12 protein-coding genes are annotated in these 19,241 nt (G+C 35.3%); 5 read left to right on the plus strand and 7 right to left on the minus strand.

Annotated elements, in window-relative coordinates; all coding sequences use genetic code 11:
* The first annotated feature begins 33 nt into the window (after positions 1-33).
* Positions 34-2,055 carry a carboxy terminal-processing peptidase gene (locus V4538_10310; protein ID MES2381422.1) on the plus strand — a complete coding sequence of 674 codons (2,022 nt, stop codon included), beginning with the start codon at positions 34-36 and terminating at the stop codon, positions 2,053-2,055.
* A 206-nt stretch (positions 2,056-2,261) separates the two neighbouring features.
* Positions 2,262-6,545, plus strand: coding sequence for a BNR-repeat neuraminidase N-terminal domain-containing protein (locus V4538_10315; GenBank protein ID MES2381423.1), 4,284 nt, complete (start codon positions 2,262-2,264; stop codon positions 6,543-6,545).
* Positions 6,546-6,842: 297 nt separating this feature from the next.
* Here the strand turns inward: V4538_10315 and V4538_10320 are convergent, their stop codons facing one another.
* The 4 genes from V4538_10320 to V4538_10335 all read right to left on the minus strand — a co-directional run bounded on the left by V4538_10320 (position 6,843) and on the right by V4538_10335 (position 11,937).
* Positions 6,843-8,141, minus strand: coding sequence for a T9SS type A sorting domain-containing protein (locus tag V4538_10320; protein ID MES2381424.1), 1,299 nt, complete (start codon positions 8,139-8,141; stop codon positions 6,843-6,845).
* A 130-nt stretch (positions 8,142-8,271) separates the two neighbouring features.
* On the minus strand, positions 8,272-10,197 hold the full coding sequence (gene ispG, locus V4538_10325; GenBank protein ID MES2381425.1) for a (E)-4-hydroxy-3-methylbut-2-enyl-diphosphate synthase: 1,926 nt from the start codon (positions 10,195-10,197) through the stop codon (positions 8,272-8,274).
* Between the two features lie 29 nt (positions 10,198-10,226).
* Positions 10,227-11,012: a diaminopimelate epimerase gene (dapF, locus tag V4538_10330; GenBank protein MES2381426.1), complete on the minus strand. Its 786-nt coding sequence runs from the start codon at positions 11,010-11,012 to the stop codon at positions 10,227-10,229.
* On the minus strand, positions 11,002-11,937 hold the full coding sequence (locus V4538_10335; protein MES2381427.1) for a hypothetical protein: 936 nt from the start codon (positions 11,935-11,937) through the stop codon (positions 11,002-11,004). Before V4538_10335 ends, dapF begins: the two co-directional genes overlap by 11 nt.
* Before the next feature lie 195 nt (positions 11,938-12,132).
* Between V4538_10335 and V4538_10340 the strand changes: the two genes are divergently transcribed.
* Entirely contained in the window at positions 12,133-13,593 is a 1,461-nt protein-coding gene (locus V4538_10340; GenBank protein MES2381428.1) for a Do family serine endopeptidase, read from the plus strand.
* Positions 13,594-13,686: 93 nt separating this feature from the next.
* Positions 13,687-14,634 carry a Smr/MutS family protein gene (locus V4538_10345; protein ID MES2381429.1) on the plus strand — a complete coding sequence of 316 codons (948 nt, stop codon included), beginning with the start codon at positions 13,687-13,689 and terminating at the stop codon, positions 14,632-14,634.
* Between the two features lie 3 nt (positions 14,635-14,637).
* On the opposite strand, the gene V4538_10350 is transcribed toward V4538_10345, so the two are convergent.
* From V4538_10350 to V4538_10360, 3 genes are read right to left on the minus strand one after another with little or no spacing between them, the layout of a single operon-like run.
* Complete coding sequence (locus V4538_10350; protein ID MES2381430.1) at positions 14,638-17,172, minus strand: DUF5686 family protein; 2,535 nt, start codon at positions 17,170-17,172, stop codon at positions 14,638-14,640.
* Between the two features lie 40 nt (positions 17,173-17,212).
* Complete coding sequence (locus V4538_10355; protein MES2381431.1) at positions 17,213-18,073, minus strand: peptidylprolyl isomerase; 861 nt, start codon at positions 18,071-18,073, stop codon at positions 17,213-17,215.
* Between the two features lie 6 nt (positions 18,074-18,079).
* On the minus strand, positions 18,080-18,439 hold the full coding sequence (locus V4538_10360; protein ID MES2381432.1) for a hypothetical protein: 360 nt from the start codon (positions 18,437-18,439) through the stop codon (positions 18,080-18,082).
* 194 nt (positions 18,440-18,633) lie between these two features.
* Here V4538_10360 and yihA point away from each other — a divergent pair, with 194 nt between their 5' ends.
* Positions 18,634-19,233, plus strand: coding sequence for a ribosome biogenesis GTP-binding protein YihA/YsxC (yihA, locus tag V4538_10365; protein ID MES2381433.1), 600 nt, complete (start codon positions 18,634-18,636; stop codon positions 19,231-19,233).
* Positions 19,234-19,241: the final 8 nt, after the last annotated feature.

A 19,241-nucleotide genomic window follows, 5' to 3' on the forward strand; every position in this document is an offset into this window, starting at 1 on the left:
GCATTTATATGCCAAGCATGTTTAATTGCATGCATGATTAAGAAAATCGCGTTTGCCTTTATACTTTTAGTATTTATTACTGCCAATTCTTTTGCCAACGATTCAACCAAAATAGTTCTAAAAACACAAGCGCCCGAAGCTTACCACGGCATGTTGTTTCAGTTGGTTGGTCAGGTTATATCAAACGGACATTACCGCAAGGTTAAAATTGACGATTCTTTATCGAAAGAGTTATTAACTAATTATTGCAAACACTTAGATCCACTACACTTGTATTTTTTACAAAGCGATATTGATGGATTTAAACCCTTCGAAAACCAATTGGATGATGACCTGTTGAAAGGCGATGCACAAGCCGGTTTCGCTATTTATAACAAATACCAAACTCGTTTAGAAGAGCGTATTAACTACACCTTTGATATACTAAACACCGAGTTAGACTTTACCAGCAAAGATTCATTTCAATACAAACGCGAAGATGCCGGTTTTGCAAAAAGTGTTGGCGAATTAGATAAACTATGGCGCAATAAAATTCAGTTTGAAGTACTAGCTATGAAAACAGATGGTAAAGATTATAAAACCTGCGTTGACATAGTAAGAAAACGTTATAAAAACTTATACAAACAATTAAGCAAAACAAAAAGTACCGATGTATTTAGTTTTTATGCCAATGCATTAACCGAAATAGCCGACCCACATACCAACTATATGGCTCCCCGTCAGGCCGATGATTTTAATACCTCCATGAGTTTAAGTTTAGAAGGTATTGGTGCTACTTTACAAACCGACAATGAATACACTAAAATAGCCGCCTTAGTAAAAGGTGGCCCTGCGGAAAAAAGTAAAAAGTTAGCCAACAACGATAAAATTGTAGCCGTAGGACAAGGTAAAAATGGCGAAATGGTAAGTGTATTAGATTGGCGAATAGATGATGTAGTGGGATTAATAAGAGGTAAAAAAGGAACCACTGTGCGTTTAGAAATTTTACCAAATGATGCAACTAACACTAAAACCAAAATAGTAGAAATAGTACGCGATAAAATTGTGTTGGAAGACCAAGCATCGAAAAGCAGCATTAAACAAGTTACACGTAATGGAAAAACTTATAAAATTGGCGTAATAGACATACCCACATTTTACCTTGACTTTGCCAGGGCACAAGCAGGTGAAAAAGATTATAAAAGCACCACTCGCGATGTAAGACGTATTATCAATGAATTGAAAGATGCCAAAGTAGATGGTATTGTTATTGACTTACGTAACAATGGTGGAGGCTCGTTACAGGAAGCTATTGAGTTAACAGGATTATTTATAAAAAACGGCCCGGTTGTACAGGTAAAAGATGCTTACGGAGTGGTTAAACCCGAACGTGATAACAATGAAGAAATACTTTGGAGTGGACCATTGCAAGTTATAGTAAACAGGTTTAGTGCCAGTGCCAGCGAAATATTTGCTGCTGCTATGCAGGACTATGGAAGAGCATTAATAGTTGGCGAACAGACCTATGGCAAAGGCACCGTTCAAAACATTATAGACCTGAACCAATTCCTGCAAATGGATAACAAAAAAATGGGACAGGTAAAAATTACTTTAGCCAAATTTTACAGAATAAGCGGTGGCAGCACACAACACAAAGGCGTTGTTCCTGATATAGAATTCCCTAGTGCTTTTGCCGGAGCTGAGTATGGCGAAGATGCCAGCCCGTATGCATTGCCTTACGACATGATAGAAGCACAGCCTTATGAGTACAATGGCAGCATACAAAACGAACTGGATAAAATAAAACTGGCACATGCTGACAGAATGAAACACAATGCCGAATACAATTATTTACTGGATGATATTAAAGAAATAAACAAAGCCCAGAATAAACAATATGTTACCATTAACGAAGAGCAATACAAAGCTGAGCTAAAGGAAACAGAAACAAAAAACAAAGAGCGTAAAGCAGCCCGCGAAAAAGCAAAAAGCGAAAAAGGTAAAAATGCAGAGAACGCTGATTTAATTTTAGACGAATCGAAAGAGCTAATGGCTGATATGTTGCAAGGCAAATAGCCGCATGATAAAGATTATAAAACAGGCTCCTTGTCTCAAAACAAGGGGCCTGTTTTTTTAAACATAAACCTTTCTTGTTCATACATTAAAATAAGGCCTTCAAAATTGAATTAGCAGGGTTGAATACAAAACACCATAAGCTGCTTAACTGAAATATTATGATTTAAAATAAAGCAATCTATATTTGCCTACTTTTTATAATCATTATGAAAAAAATTGCATGCTCATTTGCCTTTCTGGCAATAAGTTTTTTAGCCTTAGCACAAACAAATTATAACATTAACTATACCAACAGTGGTGGTAATCCGGGCGTTATCAATACCGATAACGATGATGTAGTTGCAGGCTGGACACAAATTATAGCACCATCTATTAATATCAATCAATGGTCTTTACCCGTACCAATTCCTTTTGCATTTAATTTTTACGGGTATCCTGTTACCGAATTTAAAGCCAGTGTAAACGGCTTACTTACATTCAATACAGCCACAACAACATTACCAAACTACAATGACAACCTGCCTTCAGTAGATGTACCGGATTCAACCGTGGCTTGTTATTGGGATGCATTTACCGCTGCTCCTCCTACCAACTCTAACGATGTAGTAGTTTGGAAAGTTTGGGGAACCGCTCCTAACAGGCAACTATGGATTAAATGGGTATCGATGGAAATTGGCGCACCTGCCATTGGTGATATAACCTTTGCTTGCGTATTGGAAGAAGGCAGTGATAAAATATATTTGGTTGAAGGAACCTTTAACCCACTATCGCCTATTTCAACACCAACAACATCGGTTACAACAGGCATACAATTAAACAATAGTACCGCTAAACAATTTGACACCAAATACAGATTGCGTAATGTAAATACCAGCTCATTAACTGATAACAACTTTATAGAGTTTAGCCCCTACACTATTGCTAATATGTCGGTAAACAGTGTTAGTTGCGCACAACCTGTTACTGATAAAATTGCAAAAAACACAAACAACAATGCTATCCTTAACATTAACGTGAATACAGGCGGAGAGTTAAATCCATTAACTTTAACACAACTGGCTTTTAATACAAGCGGTACTACCAATACCGGTGATCTAAGTAATGCCCAAGTATTTTATACCGGTGCCGATAGTAACTTTAACACTTCACAAACAATAGGTACATTAGTAAGCAATCCCAACGGAACTTTTACCATCAATGGTTCGCAAGTATTAACTGTTGGCGATAATTACTTTTGGTTGTCATACGGTGTTAACAATACCGCCACTGCTTCCAATGTTATTGATGCAGAGTGCATGCAAGTAGTGGTAAACAGCAATATTGTTACAACAACAAATTCAGCACCCGTAGGCAGCAGAACAATCGGTAATGGATTATCTGGAAATATTACAGTGGGTACCGGTGCTGATTACAACTTACTAAGTGAGGCTTTTCAGGCCATAAACACCGAGGGTTTAAATGGTAATTTAAATATAAGTATTGTTACAAACATAGTAGATACTGGCTCAGCCATATTGAATGTTAAAAACAATAATTACAGTATTGCCATTCTATCACCTGACAATATTCTAAAAACAATAGAAGCCACCAAAGCAAATTATTATATTGATCTAGTTGGTACACAAAAATTAGTTATCGATGGTAAAGACCCCGTTAGCGGAACAGGTAAGTTTTTACGTTTTATCAATAAATCAGCATCAGGCTCCACATTTAAATTCAGCAACGGAGCCAATTTTGATACGATAAGAAACTGCATTATTGAAGGCGCTTTAACACTACAAACCATGGGTGTAATTCATATAGCCGGTACTAACAATAGCATGAGCAATGCAAACATTAGCATTGAAAATAACGATATCAGAAACAGAAGCGATTCAATGGGTATTCCCACTATTTTAATTTATTCGCAAGGCAGTGTAAACGCACCTAACCACACTATCCATATTGATAACAACAACCTGTTTAACTTTAATCGTTCAGGTGTATATGTTTCGCCAACAGGCAACGGAGGTAACTGGACTATTAGCAACAATAGCTTTTACTACAATACATCAGCACAGCTATTAACAACCGATTTAGTTTGTATTATGATGATACCGGGTGTACTATCCAATAACAACCATATCAATAACAACTATTTTGGTGGCAATGCACCACTTTGTGGAGGTTTTGCCTGGACCGAAAACAATGCACGTAGCTTTGTAGCCATGAACATTAACAGTGGAGTAGACATTGGTACCTCTGTACAAGGTAACACCATACAAAACTTAAATATTATATCATCAGGTACCAATTTAGCTTTTATTGGTATCAGGGTAGAATCTGGACGTGTAGAGGCAGGAAACATAACAGGTAATATAGTTGGCCACCCAAGTATAGCCGGAAGTATTACTACTAATATTCCGCTTAATTATTGTATATACGGAACATTGCAAGGTGTTGGAGAACTTATTATTTCAAACAATACAGTAGCTAATATTACTGCTTCCAATACAACAAGTGGTTCAAGCTTAAGAGGTATTGCCATACAAGGCGGTGCAGTATCACCTTATATTTATAACAACAATATTTATAATTTGCATACCAATTCAGCTACTAGCGGCCCAACCACTGGCTCTTTACATGGCATAGGATTACTTTCAGGCACCAATATAGGCACTGTATATATTGGCAAAAACAAGGTGAGTAATTTAAATAACAATTCAGTGGGTGCAGTTATTCCAACAGGTATTGTTATTGATCATTTATCGCAAAACGGAATTATTGAAAACAACACCATAAACAATATAGTTTGTGGCAGTACCAATACAGGAGCAGCCATACACGGTATTTATTTAACAGGACCTAAAAACTGGATTGTACGTAACAATACCATAGCGCTTTCAAATGGTATCAATACCAACCCAATTACAATCAGAGGAATTTCCGATTTTGCATCGGGTAATACCATAAGCTATTTCAACAATACCATTTATGTGGGTGGAACTGCTTCTTCAGGTGCATTGAATTCATTTGCCTTTGAAAGAAGAAATGCCAATAGCATTCCAGTATTACGAAACAATATTTTATACAATGACCGTACAGGTGGAACAGGTGTACATTCGGCTATAGCCAATGTAGTAGCTGCACCAAGCAGTAACTGGACAGCAAACACCTCTTCTTATAATTTATTGGTAGCAGCCAGCCCATCAAGTATTGGAGCCTGGAGCAGCGCTTTTACACCTCAGTCATTATCGCAATGGATTAGTTCATCAGGCAGCGATGTAAACAGTTGGGCAGATACAACGGCTAACGTTCCCGCCAATACATTTTTTAAAGATTTAGCCAATGGCGATTTAACCATTGATTCATCAACCGCTTTATGCTGGTATGCAAAAGGAAAAGGAATTGCCATAGCAAGCAACAATAATGATATTCAAGGCCAATCGCGCAGTACAACCATTGCTGCCGGAGCAGTTGATATAGGAGCTGATGAATTTTCAACAGTAACCTTACCTCCTTTTGCCATTGAATCAGCAACACCTACCAATAGCAGTACAACTGATTATTCTTTTGCAGGACGTACTGTTGCCAGTTTTACTTGGGGAGCAGCCGGCACTGTTCCTTCTATTGTAAATATCAGGTATTATAGCGGAGTAGCAGCCCCTAACTTAATTCCGGCTACTGCCCATTACAATGCTCATTACCGTATTGGCCAAATAGCAGGAAGTGGATATGACTATACTGTAAAGCTCTTATTTGATTCAGCTGTTTATGGAAATACCAGCAGTTCAAATACTGCAAGACTAGCCTATTATCAATCGCCTAATTGGAACTTACTAAATAGCAGTATAGCAACAATCAGCACCAATATGTTATCAAGCAATATCACTTTAACCGACAATACACTACCTGCTTATTTTACAGGTACTGACAACATCAATGCACTACCTGTTAAACTGGTTCAGTTTACAGCTAAACCTGACAACAACGATGTTTTACTAAACTGGCAAAGTGCAATGGAATTAAATGCTAACCAATACCAAATAGAAGTAAGTACCAATGGAATTAACTTTAATACTATTGGTTCTGTAAAAGCAAGCGGTAATACCAACAGTACCAATAATTACTCATTTACACACCAACAAGCATTTGCAGCCGTACAAGAAAACACTTTATACTATCGTTTAAAAATAATAGATAATGATACTCGCTTTACCTATTCAAAAACAGCTATTGTTCGTAAGGAAAATAAACAAAATACACTTATCAATATTTATCCTAATCCTGTTAGTGAATCGACTGCTATTACTATTGTAACCAACACAGAGCAATTAGTAACCGTATCCATTTTTGACTTAAAAGGCAATCAACTAATCAACAAAACCTTGCCAGTTCAAAATGGTGAAAACAGCATCCATATGGATGAAATGAATGCTTTAGGCAAAGGCATTTATTTTGTACATGTAAATACAGCCATAGAAAAAGTGGTAGTTAAATTAGTGAAATAAGCTTCTTTAAAAATAATCAAAACAAAAGCCCAAGAATAAATTAACTCTTGGGCTTTTTATTTTATAAGCCAATAGTTAAAGTAAGCAACATTTAGCAAGAACCTAGATGCTAAATATTCTATTTTATCAGCAACAACCATTTACACAAAATACTCTTTTTCCATGGCTTAAAAGACTAATAGTAAATGCCTTTACGGTACTCTATCAACAAGTAAACTAATCAACTAACTAACGGCCATAAACAAAAAAGCCGTTGCACTAAGTGCAACGGCTTTTTTTATTGAATTAAATTACTAATTATTTAATAACTAATTTTTGAGCTTGGCTTACACCATCAACAGTCATTGAATAGAAATAAACACCAGCGTTTAAGTTGCTTACGTCAACTTTAACTTCGTTGCTACCAGCAGCAAATTTATCGTTTGCTACATTGATAACTTCCTGACCTAATAAGTTAAGGATGCTGATTTTTACATTTTTGCTTGATTTTAAGTTAAATGCAATAGTAACATCGTTGCTAGTAGGGTTAGGGAAAGCTTGGCCTAATGAGAATGAATTAGCTACTTCTTTAACTGCAATGTTTGAAGATGATAATTTAGCACCAGCATCTAAGTATTGATCGTTAGTGAAACCGATACCTGGGTACCATCCTGTCCAACCGTTTTTCATAGCATAAGAAAAATCTTGAGGAACGAATAATGAGCTGTTAAAGAATGTGCTTGTGATTGGAGTAGTGCCTTCGTTTGCACCCATACGGTAGCAGAAATAGTTAACCCATTTTGTGTTTGCAGGAACAACTGTTGAATCTCTTCTGTCTTCAAAAACATAAGTATCATCGTAAGTTGTACCATTTTTAAATTGTACTGCATAAGCAATTAAGTTATCAGCATTTGAACCACCATTAGCACTTACTGTCATACCTGCAGGAGCTGCTAAACCTAACTCGGCTGAGCGCCATCCTGTAGATGTAGGAGCACCTGTAGCTAAATCAGCACCTAATAAAACGGTATCAATGTCGAAGTAGTTGTTAGGACGTCTTTTTGCGAAATCGTAACCGATATAACCAAATCTAGAAGTTGCACCTTGAATAGATTGATTTCTTGATATTTGGTTACCTTTAAAGTAGTAAACAAATAAAGTATCAACAACCGGAACCGGGTTTCCTAATCCATCATTGATAGAGTCAACTCTTCTGATATATGAGTATCTGAACGAAATTGAATCAACTGTGTAATTAGTGAATTTTGACATTTTGATAGTTGGATCAGCACCTAAGTCAATTGCATTGTCTTTAGGGTCAATGATTTGAGCCATAGCTTGGAAAGTTCTTCCTTGGCTTGCAACACCTTGATCATCAATAAATTTAGCTAATGAATCATTCATCATAAAACCAATATAGGTTTTGAAATCAGCAGTTCCTAAAATATCTAAAGGGTTGTACCACTCTGATCTAGCATCTTTTGAAAGTGTTTTAGATTTGTGAGCGTTTGCTTTGTTTACATCCAAAACACCCTTGTTTTTAATGTTCATATCCTGTTGCGAAAATGAAACTAAGGCCATTCCTAGGCCAATCGTTGAAAGTATTAACTTTTTCATAATATATATAGTTTTTGTTTTGTTAATATTAAGGGCAGCAAAATAGCTATTATTTGCCATTTTCAAAATAACAGACCATTTTTTAACTAAATAGGTTGCTTATTTTTTGTCATTAAATCGTCATTTGAAATTAGAGTGCAACCTCTACCCAATCGCCATTTTCCTTGATTAATTCAATTAATTCATTCACAGCATTGTCGCTTGCAATGTTTCTTTTTACCACTTCTTTGCCCTTATAAAGGGTTATTTTATCAACTCCGCTGCCTACATAACCGTAGTCTGCATCGGCCATTTCGCCAGGGCCGTTTACTATACAGCCCATAATGGCAATCTTTACGCCTTTTAAATGATCAGTTCTTTTCCTAATCATTGCAGTGGTTTCCTGCAAATCGAAAAGAGTTCTGCCACAACTTGGGCAACTAATATATTCTGTTTTTGAAATGCGGGTTCTTGCAGCTTGTAATATGCCAAAAGCTATTTGGTTTATTCTTTCTGCTTTTATTGCCGGTGCTGTAACCATTAACCCATCACCAAAACCATCTATTAACAAAGCCCCGAAATCGGTTGAGCAATGTAACATAAATTGTTCTTCATCTATTTCCGTGTGGTATTCGTGAGCTATTATAACTGCATTTTTTACGTTCCGGTTATTCAAGCTAAAAAATACAGAACGCATAATCGTCATCGGGTTTAAAGCGCCTGACTCCAATATAAACACTACTTTTTGTATTTGGTTTGCCCGTGCAATAATGCTTTCGGTTATCTCTTCGTCTTTTAAATAAACAAAGTTTAAGGTGTTTGAATGTGCTACGGTATGTTTACCTGCAAAAACATCATGGTAAGTAAACAAAGGAAAAGCATTGCTTTTATCGCTTATTATATTCCATACGTTGGCATTATAAATGGCTTTCAAGCCCATTGGCAACATAAACGAACATTTATTATCGCCTAAATAAACAAAATCGGCTCCCATATCATTCATGTGCCACTTGTCTAAATGCGCATCATAAATATGCCCGATAGTTGTTAAATCAGTTGCTTGTAAATTATTGTTTAAACTAAAATTAGCAATTACCCTCGGAACCTGATGTGCGCCTATATTATAAACCTCATCCGTTTCTCTTCTTTTATAATCAAATGCACTCCAGTTATTTTTTTCCGCATCGTTTAAATCAATTTGCGCATACTCGTTTTGTTTTATATTGGTATAGCGTTCAATTAATTTTTTAGCTACAGGTACTTCAAATTCCGGATCTTCAGTTAACGAAACCCTGATGGTATCGCCAATACCATCTTCTAATAAAGCACCTATACCTAAAGCTGACTTAATACGACCATCATCACCATCGCCTGCTTCGGTTACACCTAAATGCAAGGGATAATGCATATTGTTAGCATCCATTGTTTTTACCAATAAACGATAAGCCTGCACCATTACCTGCGGGTTACTTGATTTCATGGAAAGGGTAATATTATGAAACTGCTCCTCTTCTGCTATGCGTAAAAACTCCATGGCACTTTCAACCATTCCATGGGCAGTATCGCCATAACGACTCATAATTCTATCGCTTAACGAGCCATGATTGGTACCAATACGCAAAGCTGTTCCGTACTCTTTGCAAATTTTTATTAATGGTACAAATTTTTCTCTGATACGGTCTATCTCTTCCTGGTATTCGGCATCGGTATACTCTATAATATCAAATTTTTTCTTATCGGCATAGTTACCGGGATTAACACGTACTTTTTCTACTATGCGTGCGGCTAGTTCTGCCGCATTGGGTGTAAAATGTATATCAGCAACAAGTGGAACCTGAACACCTTTGGCTTGTAACACTTTTTTTATCTCGGCTAAATTTTGAGCCTCTTTTATACTCGGTGCTGTTAAACGAACCAACTGGCAACCCGTATCAACCATTCTTATAATTTGCTCAACTGACTTTTGGGTATCCATGGTATCGGTAGTGGTCATACTTTGTGGTACGATTGGAAAATCGCTGCCAATGTATAAATCACCAATTTTTACGGTACTCGTTTTTCTGCGTTGATAAGTCATTTTATTTTATTGAATGGTATATGATAAAATTATGGAATCATTATTTCTCCATCGTATACAAATGTAGCAGGACCATTTAAATGCACATTTGTAAATACGTTATTACTGAACAAATAATTTACAGAAAGGTTTCCTCCTTTGGTTTCTATTTGAATAGTTGGTTCATTATTGCCTGATTGTTTGTGAAAAGCTATGGCAGCAGCTGTTACACCTGTACCACAGCTAAAAGTTTCATCTTCAACCCCGCGTTCGTAGGTTCTTACCTTTAAAATATTGTTATGTACTGAAACAAAATTTACATTAATTCCCTTGTCAGCAAACTCTTCATTGTATCTTATTTTTTTTGCTTCAGTAACCAAGTCAATGCTATCTACATCTACATCAAAAAATTGTACATAATGAGGCGAGCCTGTATTTAAAACAAATACATTGTTTGTTCTCTCCTGCACTTCTGCTACATCCATCATTTGTAAGTTAACCCAATTGTTTTTAAACGATACAGTATGTTCACCATCTACCGCATAAAAGGTTGCTATATCACCTACTATTTTTAAGTCTTTGGCAAACTGGGCAATACACCTTCCTCCATTTCCACACATAGAACTTTCCCTGCCATCGCTATTAAAATATTGCATATAGAAATCGGCACCTGCATGGTTTTGTAATAAAATCATGCCGTCAGCTCCTACTCCAAATCGCCTGTCGCAAAGGCTTTCTATTAGTTTTTGATTGGTAGCATCAAAGGTTTTGTTTCTATCATCAACCATGATAAAATCGTTTCCTGTGCCCTGGTATTTATAAAATTTAATTTTCAAAACGATGCAATTGATTATCGGCCTGTAAAGCTGTTTCGCCCCAATCGGAATGCAAAACATACAGGTTATTTTGTTTTAAAATAAAAGCTTTAAATGGTTTATCTATTCCATAAATAACTAGTTTTTTTCCATTGAAATAGTAGCCTTTAAAACCAACTATTGAATACCAAAACTCCACAAATAACGGTTTAGTATTTAACTCATTTTTATTTAATGACTGTAAGGTTAACCGGGTAATGGTACTATCAGCTAATGTACTATCTGTGCTCTGTAAAATAAGGCGAAACTTATCTTTGAATTTTTCCAGCTCAAACACGTACATTAAACTATCTATTAATAAGTAATCTTTAGCCACCATTATATTACCATTGTTGCCGGCTATTTCACTAAACTGCTCTTCAATAACAGCTTCAATTTTACTTGAATCAATCATGTCATTTTCTGCCGTATCGGCTAAGCTGTCATCCGGTATAAATGTTTCATTACTGCCCGAAACGGTAGTTATCTGACTATTTGTTTTTTCTTTATTTTTATCTTTTGGAATAAAGAAATTAAAAGGATATACAATGGCTCCTTTTATTCTGTCAACCAATACTTGTTTGTAAGTTTGTGTGGCTTGTTGCTCTTCGTAGTATTTTCTGTTTGCATAAAAATCGGCTAACAATACGATACCTAAAATAGACAATGAAACTAAAATCCATGAATAAGACTTTTGTGGTTTATCGGGTATTATTTCTTCGTTATAATACTCTTCTAATTCTTGTTTAACTATTTCATCGTGGTTAAATGCGTACGTATCGAAATGAGATTTAAAATCAGCATCTTCCCGCAACTTATTCTCAAATGCCCTTTTCTCATCACCCAACATTTCGTTGCGTAAATACTTTTCAAAGTAATAAGTATGTTTGTCGTGTGGCACTTGCATGGAACCGCAAATTTCAACTAAGTTTTGATTGCTGCAAGTTTTTTTTATTTACCGCTTATCACCAAATTACCAATTTTATAAAATTTTAAGAAAAACGGCAGAACAAATTTCTTTTTGTTCACGTTGAGTTATAAAATTGGAATAACATTTGACATTAGACAGAGGTTAGTAAACAATTAATTTAAACTAAAAAGAATGAAAAAATACGTATTAATTTTTGCGGTTGCATGCCTGGGAGGCTTGGCCGCAGTTGGCTTAAGCAAATTATTTAATAACAAAGAAAATGCATCTGAGTTTTCACAGAACCATTTAGCACGCTATGCAAGTTTGACAGATGGCGGCCAGCGACCTGATTTTGTGGCAGTGGCAGAATTAGTTACTCCTACTGTAGTTCATATTTTAACCGTGGTTGATAAACCCGTAGCCAATAACGAAATGCAGGAAGTGAATCCTTTTGATTTTTTTGGCGGGCGTGGATTTAATATGCCACAGCCGGGACCAAGAGCCGGAAGTGGAAGCGGTGTTATTATTTCGCAGGATGGACTGATAGTAACCAATAACCATGTTATTGACGGGGCTACAAAAATTAAAGTAATATTAAATGATAAACGCGAATACGATGCAGAGTTAATAGGCAAAGACAATAATACTGATTTAGCGGTATTGCGTATTTCTGAATCGAATTTACCATTTGCTTTAATTGGCAATAGCGATGAAGTAAAAGTGGGCCAGTGGGTATTAGCCGTTGGTAACCCTTTTAATTTAACATCGACCGTTACAGCGGGTATTGTAAGTGCCAAAGGCAGAAACTTAAATATTAACCGTGGCAATGGACAGCAGTATCCTATTGAATCATTTATTCAAACTGATGCAGCTGTAAACCCGGGTAATAGCGGTGGTGCTTTGGTAAGTCAGGATGGAAAGCTAATTGGTATTAATACAGCTATTGCCAGCGAAACAGGCCAATACGCAGGTTATGCATTTGCTATTCCGAGCAACTTAATGCAAAAAGTAATTAACGACTTAATGAAATACGGAACTGTTCAAAGAGGTGTTTTAGGTGTTGAAATTACTGATATAAACGGAGAGTTGGCTGACAAATTAGGCTTGAAACAGGTAAAAGGTGTTTACGTTAGAAATGTAAAAGAAAACAGCGCTGCTGAAGAAGCCGGTTTAAAATCGGATGACGTAATTACTTTTATTGACGGTATCCAAGCTAATACAACACCTGAATTGCAGGAAATTATTGGCAAAAAAAATCCGGGCGATATTGTTAAGGTAACAGTAATAAGAGACGGCAAGGAAAAAATATTTGATGTAAAGCTAAAAGGGCTTGACGGAAAAACTACTTTAGCTATGGCCGAAAAAACAGAAACGAACAAAGCACTTGATACTGACTTTGAAACTTTAACCCGTGATGAGAGACTGAAACTTAAAATCAGCAACGGGTTAAGGGTAAAAAGCATTGGTACTAAAAGTATTTTAAAATCTGCAGGCATTCCCCAAGGTTTTGTAATAACCAGCGTTGACAAAAAACCTATTGCAACGGTAAGCGATATAAAAACTGCTTTTGAAGGTAAAAAAGGTGCAGTGTTGGTGGAGGGCGTTAAAACGGATGGAACACAAGATTATTTTGCAGTAAAAATTAGCAAATAGAAAAAATAGAAAGTATAAATTAAAAAGCCGATTGTATAACCAACAATCGGCTTTTTAATTTAACATTGCGACCTAATTAAATGCATATAAGTAATGTTAAAACTTGGCGATAGAGTAAAATTTGTGAATGAAAATATGGAAGGCATAGTTACCAGCTTTAAGCAAAAAAACTTAGTTGGGGTAACTATAGAAGACGATTTTGAAATTCCGGTTTTAATGAGTGAAATAATAAAAATTGATTTTAACGACCAAAAGCCCGCAGGTAAAGAAACTACTGAGGATAAACTAAAACCAAAAGTTAATACCAACCCAATTGGTATTTTTTTAGCATATAACAGGTTGGGCGAAAATGATGTAGAAAGTATATTACACAACAATGAACCTGATACTTTATTGTATGCCATTTACCAGCAGGAAAAAGGAATTTATAATTTATATAAAACGGGCAAACTAGAGAAAGAAGAAGAAGTTTCTTTAATGAAACTCAACTTGGAAAACTACGATAAATGGAACCCTTTATTGTTTCAGTTTATTTTAGCTGATGGTGTTACCATGAAACCGAGTAAGCCTTTGCATATTGAATTTAAAACGCATCCAAAGGAGTTTCATCAATCGCTTAAATTCTGTTTCTTTTTGCAAAAGCAAGCTTACATGTTTAAACTGAATGAGGAGCTTAGTAAAATAAATTTAAATGCACTTAAGCAAAAGGATTTTTCAGAAAAAACAGTTGTTGAAAAAATAGACTTAAGCAAAAAACCGGAGCCTGTTATTGATTTGCATTTTGACGAATTATTGGCAAAAGGCTATACTACTCAAACCAACGATATTATTGGCGTTCAAATGGATGTTTTTATTAAAACACTGGAAGCTGCTTATATACACCAAATGAAAAGTATTGTGTATGTACATGGCATAGGCAACCAATACCTAAAAAATAAAATTCAAACGTTTTTAGTTAAAAACAAACGTTTGGCTAAACATTTTGAAGACGCTGACCCAATAAAGTTTGGTGGTGGTGCTACTTATATTGAAATTGGATAAATACTAAAACTGGAAGCGTACGCCTAAGTTAATACCCCAGGTGCGCACTTTTGCTGCATCAGGTTTTTGCTCTAGGTATGTTAAACGGTGTACCATGTTAATGGAAAATATGCGGAATATATTCTCAAAACCATACCCTACTTCTACATAAGGAATATTGTCTTTAAAGGCATTTACTTTTAATAGTTCTTTGCCACTTGTATTGCGTTCGGGCAATAAATCTATATTCTGTTTACTTAAATTTCCGTAAGCTGCTTTTACAAAAGCAAAACTACGCCACTTCCAGTTTTTAACTACCGGAATTCTATTTAATATCAATCCTTCAAAATGTTGTATATAGGTAAAGTGTGCATACTCATCGCTGATAAACTCATAAAAATTCATCAAACTATAATTGAAGTCTGAATATAAAAACACTTCATTACCTCTGGCTACATCTAATAAAGGATAAGGTAATGTTCCCCATACTTTACCTGTTGTTAGCCAATAGTCGGCAGTACCTAACACGCCTGTATTGGCATGGTGTGTTATATTTAACTGCAATCTATTGTACTCAAAATTACTGTTTAATATACCTTTAAAACCATGTGTGTAGGTTAAAGTAAATACGGGTATGGCTGATCTTTTTAAGCGCAATCTGTCGTTACCTCTTACTATCAATATCTCTTTGTAAGCCCAGCGTAGTTCTGCTGATAATTGAGCATTTGTGTAGTTATTACTGATGCTATCGCTATGCTCACCTGTTTTATAAGCAAATACAAAATTACCTAAAGGCTCAAAGGTATTGTACAAAGCTCCAAGCCTGTAACTCCAGTCGCGGCTGTAGTGCTTAAATAAACCTAACTTAAACTCTTGTGTTCTGTTCAGTCTAATACCATCAGCAAAAATACTAATGGCCTGAAAAACGTTTGATGAATTATTGCCCGGTCCAAAATCGTTGGTAATACCTATTACATCATAATCATCTCTATAACTAATACTCCAAATATTCCAATCTCTCCTATTGCTTATATAATCGGCACTTAAACCGTACTTAAATTTTTCATCTTTAAAACCATATGCTATATGCGATTTTAAAACCCATTTCCGACTAAATAAATGATTGGTTTTAAATCCAAAACGAACCCTGCTTCCCTCTACATTGTTATAACCATACAAGAATACATAAGGCCCCCAATCTATTCCTCCTATGCGTTTATAACCTTCCACTACAATTCTTACTACATCAATATATGTTTGAATAGCGGGTAGGTTTTTAATGGAATCAACCATTATAAACATGCGTTTTTCTATACCGGTAAATGCTTCGGGTCGTTTACTTATCCAAAAATTACTATCACGTTCCAGTTCGCTTTCTTCGGCTCTTTCTATTAACCTGTCGTAAAACTCAATGGGCTTAGGTTTATTTACTTCTATGTTTGAAAATGAGTTATAAAATTTAGCAATAATACCACTGGTGTTTTTGGTCATTTCCGCCACATCTATTATCATCCTGTTTTTATAAGGAATAAACGGACCTGCTGCCGTTTGCACCATTTCCTGCTGTAACTTTAACCTGTCAATAAAATTTAAATTGGCATACTTTGATATTTCAACATCTATTCGTGTTAAAGCCCAGGTACTATCCTGAATCCACATGTGGCCTAAAAAACCAAGGTCTTGTTCCTGCTTTAAGTTTATTTTTATTTTATAGTTTTTCCTACCATTTTCTATGGTTGAATCAAGCAAAGTATATACATAATAGTTATGGCAAACATTGCTTAATGGCGAAATAAAATCTTTACTTAATATGCGAACATAATTCTCGTTAAAGTTAAACTGTTGCAAGCTTGTTCCCATTAAATCGGTAATAAAACTTTTATCGCCAACACCTATACCTGTAGTACTGCTAGCCACCATTACTTCTTTGTTTTTTGAAGGTACTTTGTTATAGTAATACTGGCTAAATGTTTCATTGATAAATAAGGGTAATATGTATTTACCTTCTTCGTTTTTCATTTGAAAAGCAGTATCGAATAAACCTTTGATGGGTTTAAATATTTTATTGCTTTTCATCTGTTCACTTATATTATTAAGCGAAATATCTACTTTATTATAACTATCATATTGGTAGGCAACCAGATTATCTTGGTTATTGATGCTCTTTAACTTTCGGGCATTGTTTATAATACGCAAAGCGGGGTTAACACCAACGCGTACGGTCACTGCACGCAACTCGGCAGCGGCTTCTGCCATTTCAATCTGAATGGTTTGTGTTTGCCCGTAATTAATTTTTTGGTAGTGTGTTTTATAACCAATATAGGAGACTTTAATGGAATCAACTTTTGTATTGATTTTCATTTTAAAGTTGCCTTCAAAATCGCTGGTTGTTCCTATTCTTGAACCTTTAAACGTAATGGTAACAAATGGTAATGGTTCTCTGTTTCTTTTATCAATTACTTTACCTTGTACAACAGTTGCCAACTCTTCGTTGGTTTGAGCCTGTACATAAATATTTATAGCAAAAAATAAAAAAACGAGTAATTGTTTCTTAAACATCTTTTAAGGTCGGAGTAGGTAGTAAATAGTTTAGTATTGCTTAGCGTTTAATTAAAGATATTTTCATTCTAATATCGCTAAACGGACGATTGGTTTGTGGGTTGGTATATACTATTGCTATCCTGTCTAACACATCAAAACCTGAAATCATCTGACCAAAAACGGTATAATCCATATCTAAAAATGGAGTACCTCCTACTGTTGTATAAGCTATTAAATGGTCGTTGGTATATATAAACTCTTGCTTTTTATAAATGGTATTTATTTTGGGCTCTAATTTCATTATTTCTGATTGTAAAGCATCGCGTCCCTGTGTTTGCTGAATTAAAGTTAACTGGTTGCGTAGGTTGGTATCGTTTTCTAACAAGTATGTCAAAGCCATTTGTTTACGTGCCAAATTTTTCTGGTTCATGACCTGCTCCAACTCCGCTTTAGTTGTTTTTTTTCCTTGCACAATATAAAACTGGCTACCGCTTGATTCTTTATTGGGGTTCACATTATCGCCTAAACGTGCTGCCGCTAATGCGCCTTTTTGGTGTATAATATTAGGATGAATTTCAGCAGGTATGTTATAACCGGGTCCACCATTACCTAACATTTGTAATGAATCAGCATGACGCGATTCAGGGTCGCCTCCCTGTATCATAAAATCTCTTATAATTCTATGAAACAGCAAGCTGTCGTAATATTTTTCACGAATTAGTTTTTTGAAGTTATCTCTGTGTTTAGGTGTTTCATCGTATAAAGTAAATACCATATTACCGTAAGAGGTGGTAATTAATACATACTCTTTTAAAGCTATTTTTTTAGGCTTTAATTTACTTTTTTTACTGGCTGCTTTTTGTGCAAAAACACCTACACTTAATAAAATAGCGAAAGCTATTAATATACTTTTCTTCATTCTTTTTTAGTCTGTTATTAAATCATTTTCTTCAAAATAACGCACTACTAATCGTCTTAAATAATTTTCCTGCGATAATAAATCTTTATACTCGGGCTGTTTTACTAATTTATAATGTGGCCATCCCTCTTTATCAATTCCTTCTAATTCAAAATAACCTTCGTAACTAAGCAGTTTACAAGTGGCTATATGGAATAAATCCATTTTTTCCTGTTTTGAAAACTCTCTGTTATCACCCAACTCTCTTATCCCTATTAAAAACAAAATCCCATTCATATCTGGTTTTTTGCCAAACTGCTTTTTTAATGCAAATATTATTTTGTACCACTGCAACTTATCTTTCTCGTCTAATATCTCTTGTGCCATAAGTCGCAAATATGCTCATTTTTTCAAAAACGACTGTGTAATTTTTTTAATTAACTGCACAATTATTTAAGTGGTTTTATGTTATAGCAAGTATTGTTCCGAAAAATTTGTTTCTGTTTTCAAACTGTCCTCTTTGACAATTAATTTAAACAAAACCCCTATTTTAAAGAAATTTAATTGCATTTTTGCCCCGCATGGAAATAAAATCGGCTGAGTTTAAAATTGCAGCATCTAATTTAAGTGGTTGTCCTAAAGGTGGATTGCCTGAGTTTGCTTTTATTGGCAGAAGTAATGTAGGTAAGTCTTCATTAATCAATATGTTGGTGGAGAAAAAGGATATGGCTCGTACTTCCGGAACACCAGGAAAAACGGTTAGCATTAATTTTTTCCTGATTAATGCTAAGTGGCATTTGGTTGATTTACCGGGTTATGGATATGCTAAAAGAAGCAAAACGCTTAGGTCGCAATGGGAGAATGTTTTAATCGACTATTTAAAAGGCCGTGAAAACTTACAGTGTGTTTTGGTTTTAATTGACAGTCGGGTACCACCACAAACCAGTGATATTTCTTTTATTAATATGTTGGGCGAAATGGGAGTGCCTTTTGTGCTTGTGTTTACTAAACTGGATAAATTAAAGCCTTTGGAGGCAGCGGAAAATATTGCTAAATTCAAGGAAACATTGTTATTGGACTGGGCAGCATTGCCTGAATGTTTTGAAACTTCATCATTAACAAAACTGGGAAGAAAAGAATTATTGAAATTTATCAGCAATGTTATAAACCCTAAAGACTAGGAATTAGG

It is taken from the genome of Bacteroidota bacterium (assembly GCA_040388375.1).
GTDB lineage: Bacteria > Bacteroidota > Bacteroidia > UKL13-3 > UKL13-3 > JAAFJM01.

What these genes read in the sequence shown, in the direction of transcription:
- yihA (MES2381433.1), top strand. Translation starts at nt 18,634, where the DNA reads ATGGAAATAAAATCGGCTGAGTTTAAAATTGCAGCATCTAATTTAAGT.
- V4538_10345 (MES2381429.1), top strand. Translation starts at nt 13,687, where the DNA reads ATGTTAAAACTTGGCGATAGAGTAAAATTTGTGAATGAAAATATGGAA.
- V4538_10350 (MES2381430.1), bottom strand. Translation starts at nt 17,172, where the DNA reads ATGTTTAAGAAACAATTACTCGTTTTTTTATTTTTTGCTATAAATATT.
- V4538_10335 (MES2381427.1), bottom strand. Translation starts at nt 11,937, where the DNA reads ATGCAAGTGCCACACGACAAACATACTTATTACTTTGAAAAGTATTTA.
- ispG (MES2381425.1), bottom strand. Translation starts at nt 10,197, where the DNA reads ATGACTTATCAACGCAGAAAAACGAGTACCGTAAAAATTGGTGATTTA.
- V4538_10360 (MES2381432.1), bottom strand. Translation starts at nt 18,439, where the DNA reads ATGGCACAAGAGATATTAGACGAGAAAGATAAGTTGCAGTGGTACAAA.
- V4538_10310 (MES2381422.1), top strand. Translation starts at nt 34, where the DNA reads ATGATTAAGAAAATCGCGTTTGCCTTTATACTTTTAGTATTTATTACT.
- V4538_10355 (MES2381431.1), bottom strand. Translation starts at nt 18,073, where the DNA reads ATGAAGAAAAGTATATTAATAGCTTTCGCTATTTTATTAAGTGTAGGT.
- V4538_10320 (MES2381424.1), bottom strand. Translation starts at nt 8,141, where the DNA reads ATGAAAAAGTTAATACTTTCAACGATTGGCCTAGGAATGGCCTTAGTT.
- V4538_10315 (MES2381423.1), top strand. Translation starts at nt 2,262, where the DNA reads ATGAAAAAAATTGCATGCTCATTTGCCTTTCTGGCAATAAGTTTTTTA.
- V4538_10340 (MES2381428.1), top strand. Translation starts at nt 12,133, where the DNA reads ATGAAAAAATACGTATTAATTTTTGCGGTTGCATGCCTGGGAGGCTTG.